Raw genomic sequence first — 12,527 nt, 5'->3', positions numbered from 1 at the left:
CTGGCGCCTCTTCCCGAGCCCTGGCCCATTCGGTCGCCCCTCATTCGGGGTAGGAGAGACGCCAGAGCGAGATGCCACATGCGCCATGCGCCATGCGCCTGCAAGGTAGACCTCCATGAAAATTCCACTCACCTCACAAGGGATCAAAGTCACCTTTTGCACTGTGTCGAGTTCACTCCTCTTGTGTTCCTCCATGGAAATGCAAGCCGCCTCAGCCGAGGAAGAAACAACACCGTGGTATCGCCAGGACATCCCGACACTCAGCCTGTCTGCCCTTGCAGTAACGTACCCCGGTCAATTCAGCGCTCATCCCGATCTACGCAGTGCCAACCTGACCACCGAGGACGCCGCGCCCACGGCCTGGGACCAACTCTATGGCCAACCTTCTCGCCAGGCACAAACCGATTTCCTTTCCCTGGGCCTGGCCGTTCCTGGCACCCACGAATTCAAAGGCCCGGCGATCCTCACCCTGCAAAGCGCCAGTGGCCATACGCAAAGGGTCGGCCTGGTCGGCGGCACGAACCAGTTTCATCTCAACAACAACGGCGCGCAGATCACCCCGGTAATGTCCAACCCCAATAGCGACACGCTCAACCTCCAGGGGCAAAGCCTCGGCGCCTATTGGAGCCTGACCGGACCACAAGGCTGGCACGTCGACCTGACCGCCAGCGGTGGCCGGGTCAGCGGCTTCAGCCGCAACGAGCAAGGGACCCGAAGAGCCACCGAGGGCAGCGCGGTCACGCTGTCGGTAGAAGGTGGCATTCCCATCGGCCTTGGCGAAAAATGGGTGATTGAACCCCAGGCACAGTTGATCAATCAGCGCATCACCCTGGACACCCCGTATGCCGGTTCGGGCAATGCGTCTTCCACTGACCTGACTTCGTGGAGCGGCCGGGTCGGGGCGCACTTGAAAGGCAGTTACGACATCAACGGCCTGCCAGTCGAACCTTACGTGCGCACCAACTTGTGGCACACGGTGTACACCGGCAACAGCGTGACCCTTGATCAGGTCGACAAGATCAGCAGCAGCCGCAACTCCACGACCGTCGAACTGGGCCTTGGCCTGGTCGCCAGAGTCACGCCGACCGTGAGTTTTTACGTCAGCGCCGACTACAGCAGTGACGTGGACGACAACGACCTGAACGGGTTGATCGGTAGCCTGGGTGTGCGGATGCGCTGGTGAAAACTGGTATTTCTTACAGTATCCACGGCTCTGCGGGTGATGCATTGTGATGGCGGATCACTCTGATCGAGACCACTACGAATGCCATTGAATTCTGCACACCGCGGCACACCGGTCCTTGCGGTTTCAGATCCGCGCGGCTTGGCGATCAGGGCCATTCAATACCATCGGCGGCTAGCGGCCGATCCGGTTGAGGCGCGGGTGACGCATCAACGGTTCGATGCCGCCGGCCGGGCGGTGGCCAGCCGTGATCCGTATCTGTTTGCCCTGGCGCAGAACGACGCGTCGGTGCCGGCGAACTTGAGCCAGGTGTACAACCTGTCTGGCGCACCCTTGTCGAGCGACAGCGTGGACGCGAGTTGGCGGGTGGCGTTGCACGGAGCGGCCGGGCAACGCGTCGAGGCTTGGGACGGCCGTGGCAGCCATTCCCGGACTGAGCTTGATGAACGGCTGCGGCCGGTGGCCGTGCATGAACGTGGTGAAAATGTCGCTGAGCACGTGCTTGAGCGTTTTACGTATGCGACAGTCAATGCCGACGCGGCCTCACACAATCTCTGCGGCCAATTGATTCGCCATGATGACCCCGCCGGCACCTTGCACCTGCGCGAACTCGGGATCGCAGGCGCGGTGCTGCAACAGACCCGGCATTTCTTGCGCGAGACCGCTCCAGTGAATTGGCCAGATGGCGTGCCTGCTCGCGATGCGTTGCTTGAGCCCAACGAGGGCGCCACCACCGCGCTGCACCATGCCGCCAGCGGTGAACTGCTCCGGCAAATCGATGCGCTGGGCAATCGTCAACGTTTGGCCTACACCGTCGCCGGCGAATTGAAGGGCACGCACCTGACCCTGGCCGGAGCAGGCCAGACAGAACGGACGCTGGTCAGCGATCTTCACTACAGCGCCTCCGCTCAGATCGAGTCGGAAACCGCCGGTAACGGCGTCGTCACCCGCCACTGCTACGATCCGGCGAATGCCCGCCTCATCGGCCTCAGCGCACACAAAGCCAACGGCACGCCGCTGCAAGACCTGAAATATAGCTACGATGCGGTCGGAAACGTATTGAGCCTCGATGACACCGCGCAACCGATCCGCTACTTCAACAACCAGCGCATTGAACCGATCAAGACCTATCGCTACGACACCCTCGATCAGTTGATCGAAGCCACGGGCTGGGAAGCCAGGACCGGCCATGGCGGCCCTGCCCTGCCCGACTTACAGCCCACGCCACTTGATCCTAATCAGGTTGCCAATTACACACAGACTTACCACTACGACGCTGGCGGTAATCTGCTGGATCTGACGCACATCGGGGCTCAGGCCCACAGCCGCACCCTGACCCGCCATAGGTACAGCAACCGCTGCCTGCCCGAACGCAACGGCCGGCCGCCGACTGAAGCTGAACTGGTCGCCGGTTTTGACGCCAACGGCAATTTGCGTGAGTTGCAAGCGGTCCAATCGCTTGACTGGGACCTGCGCAATCAACTGTCCACGGTGTGTCCGGTGGTCCGCGAAGACGGCAATGACGACTATGAACGCTACCTCTACGACGGCCGCGGGCAACGGATGCGCAAGCTGCGTTCAAGTCAGACCAACGCCCGCACCCTGATCAGCGAAGTACGCTACCTGCCCGGAGTGGAAATCCGCAGTCACGATGACACCGGTGAAATCCTTCATGTGATCAATGCCAGCGCCGGCAGCAACAGCGTGCAGTTGCTGCATTGGGTCACCCGGAAGCCGGATGACATCGCCAACAACCAGGTGCGTTACAGCCTCAATGACCACCTCAAATCCAGCGCACTGGAACTGGACCAGTACGCCGACCTGATCAGCCAGGAATGGTATTACCCGTTTGGGGGTACGGCTTGTTTCACGGCCCGGTCGGCCATAGAAGCCAGGTACAAAACGGTGCGCTATTCGGGCAAGGAGCGGGATGCGGCGGGGCTTTATTATTACGGGTTCCGCTATTACGCACCGTGGCTGCAGCGGTGGATTAATCCGGATCCGGCGGGAGCAATTGATGGCCTTAATTTATTTCGAATGGTGAGAAACAACCCTATTGCACTGTATGACAAAAATGGATTGTCGCCCGAGGGGAAGTTATTAAGATTAATGCTGAAAGAACCGGGCTTTCGCGAAGGATATGCAGAAGATCCAAAGATTGCGTTAAGGACACTGAAACGGCTTTTCAGAGACCAGCCCAAGGATATACTTAAACTCGCAATAAAGAGAGTTCAGGAGGAAATGGATGATTCATTAGAAACTGTGACCGACAAAATGAATAACCTGGCAATCACCGAACCACAAAAAAAACTTCAAAAACCCTCGCAAGAATATGCCTACATGAAGGAGTTCAAAGCCATCTATTCCACAAACCGTGGATCAACAGCAATCAATAGCGCCATGAGAGCAGGAGTCCAGATTTCCATTGATGGTAGAAAAATGCTACGTGAATTAACAGAGCGAGTTGGAGACCAGGAATTTTCTGGAAAAGAAGGTAAAGAAAGAGCAAGGTTCATCGAAATTATCGCCGGCGGCTTTAACTTTCATAACACAGAACAAATCAGCTACCAACTTTACAATCAAACCAACGCAACAATAACCACCTATTTTCGCGGTCAAGACATATCAGCTAAAGGCCTAGACGAACTTATCTCTGCAAAGGAAGAGGGAACTGTCTTTCATTCAACGAGTTTTCTTTCGGTATCCAAGGAAAAAAGCGTTGCTGAAGGATTCATGCATGGGACTACGCCACTCCTAATCGAGATAAAAGGGTTTAGCGCCGCAAACGTAATTTCACAATATTCGGTGCAAAGTGAAAAAGATCTAATATTTACGCCGCACGCAGATTTTATAGTGTCCGGAATCGGAACACGCGCGAGTAACAAGAACCAATACATTGTTAGCCTTAAAGAAATAAGAGGACACACTGGCACGCGCAGCGCTATGCCATATTAAGTTCTCTAATGCAGCGCTGGAGTGTGGCACAGGGTTGTAGGCCCACTCCAGAGCTTCTACTTCAGAACTAGATCACCCCTGCGGCCTTAACATCAACACCGCCAACGGCGGCAAATTCAACACCAGCGACAATGCCTGCCCATGGCTCGGCGTTTCCTCGGCTACCGCCCCGCCGCTATTGCCGTAATTGGAACCGGCATAAATCGACGAATCGCTGTTGAGCACCTCGTTCCACTGCCCGGCAAACGGTACCCCGACGCGATAAGCCTCGCGTGGCACCGGGGTGAAGTTGGCCACCACCAGCAGCGGCTTGCCGTCCTTGCTCCAGCGCAGCCACGCATAAACGCTGTTGATCGCGTCATCGCCGATCAGCCACTGGAAACCCTGCGGCACATCGTCCTGCTCATGCAGCGCCGGCTCTTCGCGGTACAGACGATTGAGGTCGGCCACCAGTTTCTGCACGCCCTTGTGCTCGGAGTATTGCAGCAGGTACCAGTCCAGTTGCTGGTCATGGTTCCACTCGCGCCACTGGCCGAACTCGCAGCCCATGAACAGCAGCTTCTTGCCCGGATGGGCCCACATGAAACTCAGGTAGGCCCGCAGGTTGGCAAATTTCTGCCAGCGGTCACCGGGCATCTTGTCGATCAGCGAGTGTTTGCCGTGTACCACTTCGTCGTGGGAGATCGGCAGGATGAAACGCTCGGACCAGGCGTACACCAGGCCGAAACTCAACTCGTTGTGATGATGCGCGCGGTAGACCGGGTCTTGCTGGATGTAATGCAGCGAATCGTGCATCCAGCCCATGTTCCATTTGTAGGCGAAGCCCAGGCCGCCCTGTTGCGTGCCCTGGCTGACGCCCGGCCATGCGGTGGACTCTTCGGCGATCACCAGTGCACCGGGCGCTTCCAGGGCCACCACATCGTTGAGGTGGCGCAGGAAGTCGATGGCTTCCAGGTTCTCCCGCCCGCCATGGCGGTTCGGCACCCACTCGCCGGCCTTGCGCGAGTAGTCGCGGTACAGCATCGAGGCCACCGCATCGACCCGCAGGCCGTCGACATGGAAATGCTTGAGCCAGTGCAACGCCGACGCCAGCATGTAGCCGTGCACCTCGGTGCGCCCCAGGTTGTAGATCAGCGTGTCCCAATCCTGGTGGAAGCCCTCCTGCGGGTTGCCGTACTCGTACAGCGCCGTGCCGTCGAACTGGGCCAGGCCGTGGGTGTCGGTGGGGAAATGCGCCGGCACCCAGTCGAGGATCACCCCGAGCCCGGCCACATGGCAGGCGTTGACGAAGGCAGCGAACTCGTCCGGCGTGCCATATCGCGCACTCGGCGCGAACTGCGACAACAGCTGATAACCCCACGAACCACCGAACGGGTGCTCCATGATCGGCATCAGTTCGATGTGGGTGAAGCCCAGGTCTTTTACGTAGGGAATCAGCCGCTCGGTCAGTTCAGGCCAGGTGTACTGGCGGGCCACTTCGCCCAGATCGTCCAGCTCGCATTGCCACGAGCCGGCGTGCAATTCGTAGATCGACAATGGCGCCGTCACCTGCTGGCGGTCGCTGCGGGCCATCATCCAGTCCTGATCCTGCCAGTCGACTTTCAAGGGTGAAGCGACTTTCGAGGCGGTGTCCGGTGGCAGGCTGGTTGCCAGCGCCATGGGGTCGGCCTTCAACGGCAGAATGCCGTGGGCGCCGAGAATCTCGTATTTGTAGGCGTCGCCCGCTTGCAGGCGCGGGATGAACAACTCCCAGACACCCGTGGGATGACGCAGGCGCATCGGATGCCGGCGCCCGTCCCAGACGTTGAAATCGCCGACCACCGACACTCGCCGGGCATTGGGCGCCCACACGGCGAAACGCACGCCATCGACGCCTTCCACCGTCTTGAGCTGTGCACCCAGGCACGCGCTGAGGTCGCGGTGATTGCCTTCGGCAAACAGGTACAAGTCCATTTCGCCCAGCAACGGGCCGAAGCTGTAGGGGTCCTCGGCCGTTTGCTCGCCGCAGGCCCAACGGGTGCGCAGCAAATACCCTTGCACGCGGTCGAAATGCCCGACAAACAACCCCGGTGTCTCTGTGGCTTGAAGACCTCCAAGCGCTTCGCCCGAGTCCCTGGCCAGCACTTCTACACTCAGGGCGCCCGGCAGATAAGCGCGAATGAACTGCCCGCCGACGCCATCACCATGGGGGCCGAGAATGGCGAAAGGATCGATATGTTCGGCGCGCACCAATGCGTCGATATCCCGCGCGCTCGGCAGTAGCGCTTCTTTGTGATGACCCTGTTCCTTGTTCGAGACACTCATGACTACTCTCCACCAAGATCGGAAAAGGGTTTAAGCCCACTCAATAATCCATATAAACCGTGCAACGGCACGGGCAACCAGGTGGGGCGATTTTCCGCCTCATAGGCCACTTCATACGCTGCCTTCTCCAGTCCGAACAACGCCAGCGCGGCGTCCTCGCCTTCGGGATCTTGCCATGCATGGGCAAGACTAGCTGCCGCCAGCCGATAAGCGTCGACAAATGCTCGCCGTGCCTCTCTCAGGTAGCGCTCGGTGACCCGCAAACGCGCAGCATCGGCGGCACCCGTGCTGTCGATGCCCTGCACATTGAGCGCCATCGCCGCCGCATAGTCGAAGGAACGCAGCACGCCGCTGACATCCTTGTACGGGCTGTGCTTGCCCCGTCTTTCGTGCAATGGCCGTGCCGGCTCACCTTCAAAATCGATCAGATAGGCATCGCCCTTGATCACCAGTACCTGCCCCAGATGCAGGTCGCCGTGCACACGAATGCGCAAGCCGCCCGCCGTCTTTTTGCCCAACGCTTGCACATGAGCAAGGATGGTTTTTTTGTTGTCCAGCAAATGGCTGACCAGCGTCTGGTCCGCCGTATCCAGTTGATGTTCATGTTGCTTGAGCAAGTTCAGCGCCTGCTCGATTTGCGCCGCGACATCCCTGGCCGAGGCCAGCGCCTCCTTCTGCGTGGTGACCTGCGGCAAGAAGTCCTTGTGGGTGCCCGGCACTGCCAGTAACTGATGCATTTCCCCCAGGCGCTGACCGAGCATAGCGGCGAAATCTTTCAGTTCGCCGAGCGCGTTGTAATGTTGTTCCTGCTCGGACACGGCGTCGGCCAGCTCATCGCGAAGTGCTCGTTCAAGGTTGTTCCGGGTCCACTCCCAGGCGTCCCCCTGATTGCTCAGGTAGCCTTGAGCAATCATCAGCAAGTTGTCTTGGCCCGCTGCATCCCGACGCACCACGGCACCCAGCAACGGCGAAATATTGCCGAACCCGGCTTGCGTCAGATAGGCGCTCATTTCAAGTTCAGGGTGCACCCCGGAGGCGACCTTGCGGATCAACTTCAGCACCAGGCTGTTGCCGATCACCACTGAGCTATTGGACTGTTCGGCAGACAGGTAACGTACCGGCGACTCGGCATTGAGGCCGAGTTTTTCAAGCTCCGCGGTGGACTCGAAACGGATGTCGCCATCGCTGCAGACCAACACCGTGCCGGCCTGAATGCCCTGCAACACGGCATGCACAAAAGTTTCCAGGCTGAAGGCATCGGTGATCAGGCCGACCTGGCGTCCACGCCGTACCCGCGACAGTGCCAATTGCTGCGGCAGCGGCGTACCGACCTGGTCTTCCGGGATAAAGCCGAACGGCAACTGGTAGCGGCTGCTCTGGTCAGCGCTGGTGACCTTGATCTCGCTGAACAGCACCGGATGCTGCGGATCGCCGAAACGCACGCCATAGACCAGATCGACCTGTTCGATGGCGGCGTCCTTGCCGGCGAACCAGCGGCGGTTCTGCAGCCAGTTCGGCAGGATGCTTTGCTCCAGCGTGGTCCTTGACGGCGCTTCAAGCAGTTCTTCCATGCGTTTTTTCAGCACCAGCGTGGTGAAGTCCGGCAGGCTTTGTGCGGGCTCCACGTGCCAGCTTGGCATCTGGTTTTCCGCGGCGAGGCCGAACCAGTAGAAGCCGTAAGGCGCCAGGGTCAGGAGGAAATTCAGTTGGCCGATGGGCGGGAATGCATTACCCCCGAGCATTTCCACCGGCACCATGCCGACGTAGGCCGACAAATCCAGCTCGGCGGCCTGGGCGCTGCGCGACACGTTGGCCACGCACAGAATGACTTCGTGCTTGCCGTCCACCCCGGTGTATTCACGGGTGTAGGCCAGAATCCGCCGGTTGCTGGGCGACAGCATCTTCAACGTACCGCGCCCGAAGGCCTTGGATTGCTTGCGCACGGCCAGCAGGCGCCGGGTCCAGTTGAGCAGCGAATGCGGGTCGCCGGCCTGGGTTTCGACGTTGACCGACTGATAACCGTATTGCGGGTCCATGATCGGCGGCAGCACCAGGCTGGCCGGGTTGGCGCGGGAGAAACCGCCGTTGCGGTCGATGGACCATTGCATCGGCGTGCGCACACCGTCGCGGTCGCCGAGGTAGATGTTGTCGCCCATGCCGATTTCGTCGCCGTAATACAGGGTCGGCGTGCCGGGCATGGACAGCAGCAGGCTGTTGAGCAGTTCGACCCGCCGGCGGTCGCGCTCCACCAATGGTGCCAGGCGACGGCGAATCCCCAGGTTGATCCGCGCGCGACGGTCGGCGGCATAGTAATTCCACAGGTAGTCGCGCTCCTTGTCGGTGACCATTTCCAGGGTCAGCTCATCGTGATTGCGCAGGAAGATCGCCCATTGGCAGTTGGCGGGAATATCCGGGGTCTGGCGCAGAATATCGGTGATCGGGAAGCGATCCTCCTGGGCCAGCGCCATGTACATGCGCGGCATCAGCGGGAAGTGAAAGGCCATGTGGCATTCGTCGCCGTTCAGGCCCTTTTTATCGGTTTCGCCGAAGTACAGCCGGGTGTCTTCCGGCCACTGATTGGCCTCGGCCAGCAACATGCGGTCGGGGTAATTGGCGTCGATTTCGGCGCGGATCCTTTTCAGGACGTCGTGGGTTTCCGGCAGGTTCTCGTTGTTGGTGCCGTCGCGTTCGATCAGGTAGGGAATCGCGTCCAGGCGCAAGCCGTCGATGCCCATGTCGAGCCAGTAGCGCATCACCGACAGCACCGCTTTCATGACTTGCGGATTATCGAAATTCAGGTCCGGCTGGTGGGAGTAGAAACGGTGCCAGAAGTATTGGCCGGCGACCGGGTCCCAGGTCCAGTTGGACTTTTCGGTGTCGAGGAAAATGATGCGGGTGCCGTCGTATTTCTGATCGTCATCGGACCACACGTAGAAGTCCCGCGCTGCCGAACCGGCCTTGGCCTTGCGTGCGCGCTGGAACCACGGGTGCTGGTCGGACGTGTGGTTGATGACCAGCTCGGTGATCACCCGCAGGCCGCGCTTGTGCGCCTCGGCAATGAAACGCCGGGCATCGGCCATGGTGCCGTAGTCACTGTGCACGCCGCGGTATTCGGCGATGTCATAACCGTCGTCACGCCGTGGCGAGGGATAGAACGGCAACAGCCAGATGGTGTTGACGCCCAGGTCGGCGATGTAGTCGAGCTTGGCGATGAGGCCGGGAAAGTCGCCGATCCCGTCGTTGTTGGAGTCGAAATACGATTTGACGTGAACTTGATAGATCACCGCGTCCTTGTACCAGAGCGGGTCGTTGATGAACGTGGCTGCCTTGGGTTTCTTCGCCATGTGAAACTCCTGGTCGATTCGACTTGGCCAAAGGGTGAGACGCTCTGTGGCGCGGGGCCTTTCTGGCCTATGCGGTGATTCTCCAGATCCCGAATGGCTGGTAAGCCGGGTCGATGCGCATGAACTGGTTTTTGCCGTGCCAGGTCCAGCGATGGCCGTTCATCAAGTCTTCGCCCCGGGTGCTGGCGTCATCGGGCAGGCCCAACTCCCATAATGGCAACTCGAAGTTCGCCTCCTGCACGTTGTGCGGATCGAGACTGACCGCGACCAGAATGAAGTTGCTGCCGTCAGAGCTGCGTTTACCGAAATACAGGATGTTGTCGTTCCAGGCGTTGTAGACCTTCAGGCCCAGATGCGTGTGCAACGCCGGGTTTTGCCGGCGGATGCGGTTGAGCTGGGCGATCTCGGCGATGATGTTGCCCGGCGCATTGAAGTCCCTGGGGCGGATTTCATACTTCTCGGAATCGAGGTATTCCTCCTTGCCCGGCACCGGAGCCGACTCGCACAACTCAAACCCCGAATACATGCCCCACAAGCCCGAGCCCATGGCCGCCAGCACGGCGCGAATGAGGAACCCGGGACGCCCGCAGTCATGGAGGAACGCCGGGTTGATGTCCGGTGTATTGACGAAAAAATTCGGCCGGTAGCACTCGCGCCAGGGCGATTCGTTGAGTTCGCTGAAGTAGCTCGCCAGTTCGGCCTTGGTGTTGCGCCAGGTGAAATAGGTGTAGCTCTGGGAGTAACCGACCTTGCCCAGGCGCGCCATCATTGCCGGGGTGGTAAAGGCTTCGGCGAGGAAGATCACCTCGGGGTACAACGCCCGTACATCGGCGATCAACCATTGCCAGAACGGCAACGGCTTGGTGTGCGGGTTATCGACGCGAAAGATCTTCACGCCCTCCTCGACCCAGCCCACCACGATATCGCGCAACTCCACCCACAGGCTCGGAATCGCCTCGGGGGTATAGAAGTCGACGTTGACGATGTCCTGGTACTTCTTCGGCGGGTTCTCGGCGTACTTGATCGTGCCGTCAGGCCGCCAGTTGAACCAGCCAGGGTGCTGCTTGAGCCAGGGATGGTCCTGGGAACACTGGATGGCGAAATCGAGGGCGATTTCCAGGCCATGGGCGGCGGCGGCGGCCACCAGTCGCCGGAAGTCGTCGCGGGTACCCAACTGCGAGTGAATCGCCTCGTGCCCGCCCTCCTCGCTGCCGATCGCATAGGGGCTGCCCGGATCATCGGGTCCCGCCGTCAGGGCATTGTTCGGCCCTTTGCGATAACTGCGCCCGATCGGATGGATAGGCGGGAAATACAGCACATCGAAACCCATGTCCTGGATCATCGCCAGCCGTGAATGCACGTCATTGAAAGTGCCATGGCGCGCCGGATCGTCGGTGATCGAACGCGGGAACAACTCGTACCAACTGGCGAACTGCGCCAGCTCGCGTTCCACATCCACCGGGTACTCCGGGCTCAGGCTCAAATACGCACGGTGTTCGACACGGGCCATGAGCTCGGCACTACGCTGGTGCAAAAACAGTGCGACCTGCTCGGCTTCAAGCAGTCCTGACAGTTCATGGTGCAAGGCCGCCAGTTGCTCGCTGAGTTGCCCTTCGCTGCGTTCGGCGGCCTGTTGCACGTGAATCCGCCCTTCCTGCAGTTCCAGGCTGACCGGAACGGCAGCCGCATGTTTCTTTTCCAGCTCATACCGAAAACTGGCGAACTGATCGATCCAGGCTTCGATACAGAACAGATAGCGGCCCTGACTGACGACACGGAACTGCCCCTGCCAACCGTTGTTGCCCAGGTCGAGCATGACCGCGCTTTGCCAGACGTCCTCGTCGTCGGCCCGCCAGCGCACGCGAACCGCCAGCTTGTCGTGCCCGTCGGCAAACACCTTGGCCGTCACCAGCACATCCTGCCCCACCACGGCCTTGACCGCGAACTGCCCGCCTTCAAGGGTCGGCATGATGTTTTCGATGACGATACGCGGCAGCAACAGCGCCTGCGACAGCGGCATGTGCGGGTTGTAGCTCAACTCAGTCGGTTTTTCAGCCGTCATCGAGCCTCTCTCCTTTACGCCCCATGGACGCGCTTGTGTCTGGTTGTCATCCACATCGGCAGATCCTTCGCCGAATGAACTCACTTAGGTTCCGAGCGATGGACATCGGCAAAGTTCAGCGTAATTGGCAGGAATCAAATCCCACACGCTGTGGTCAACCAACTTAAGCACGACTCACGCCATGTGCCACTGTCGACTGGACCAATGACCAATTCATTACCGGGAAAAGCTCCCTATCCGGAATTCGCCAATCCAACTCTGCTACCCACAGGATCCGGAACCGAAACAGGCCCCTAACGCAGTTCGGGGTCAACGAAAGGCTGGTTCCCCCTACAAGTCAAGAACCTCCAGTCAAGGTTATAGGCAACCTTGGCAATAAATTCAGGGTAGGCATCTTCATTGAAGGGGCGCTCCAGTTGATCAGTCTCATTATTTCGACTACCGCCTGTCGCCTTTTTTCAGAAAAATTTCCCCGCCACAAAAATTCTCGCATGTTTAGTCCTACAGACGAGTTTGCCTACCACAGACTCATACATGTGACATTTACAAAAACTAAAGCAAAGTTTTCTAATAGAAAATTCTAGACATCATTTAGCTGCGCCCTCTCTCAGAAATTAAACGACCAAAAGAAACATCCAAAAAGCTTGTAAGACCGTTCTTTGACACGCGAGCGACTATT

General features: G+C 59.2%; 5 protein-coding genes. 2 read left to right on the top strand and 3 right to left on the bottom strand.

From position 1 onward, the window contains the following. Positions 1-115 precede the first annotated feature (115 nt). On the top strand, positions 116-1,183 hold the full coding sequence (locus ACLD1X_RS16975; protein ID WP_429369559.1) for an autotransporter domain-containing protein: 1,068 nt from the start codon (positions 116-118) through the stop codon (positions 1,181-1,183). 81 nt (positions 1,184-1,264) lie between these two features. Beyond that, on the top strand, positions 1,265-4,138 hold the full coding sequence (locus tag ACLD1X_RS16970) for an RHS repeat-associated core domain-containing protein (protein ID WP_429369557.1): 2,874 nt from the start codon (positions 1,265-1,267) through the stop codon (positions 4,136-4,138). 72 nt (positions 4,139-4,210) lie between these two features. Here the strand turns inward: ACLD1X_RS16970 and glgB are convergent, their stop codons facing one another. The 3 genes from glgB to ACLD1X_RS16955 form a co-directional block, all read right to left on the bottom strand. Next, on the bottom strand, positions 4,211-6,442 hold the full coding sequence (gene glgB, locus ACLD1X_RS16965; protein ID WP_429369555.1) for a 1,4-alpha-glucan branching protein GlgB: 2,232 nt from the start codon (positions 6,440-6,442) through the stop codon (positions 4,211-4,213). 2 nt (positions 6,443-6,444) lie between these two features. Then, positions 6,445-9,786 (bottom strand): maltose alpha-D-glucosyltransferase, encoded by a 3,342-nt coding sequence (gene treS, locus ACLD1X_RS16960; RefSeq protein ID WP_429369553.1) that lies wholly within the window; start codon positions 9,784-9,786, stop codon positions 6,445-6,447. A gap of 67 nt (positions 9,787-9,853) precedes the next feature. Next, entirely contained in the window at positions 9,854-11,848 is a 1,995-nt protein-coding gene (locus ACLD1X_RS16955; protein ID WP_429369551.1) for an alpha-1,4-glucan--maltose-1-phosphate maltosyltransferase, read from the bottom strand. Between the last annotated feature and the right edge of the window lie 679 nt (positions 11,849-12,527).

Origin of the sequence: Pseudomonas sp. 18173, assembly GCF_050432945.1 — a bacterium.
Lineage (GTDB): Bacteria > Pseudomonadota > Gammaproteobacteria > Pseudomonadales > Pseudomonadaceae > Aquipseudomonas.
This window is presented reverse-complemented; position numbering and strand designations above follow the sequence as displayed.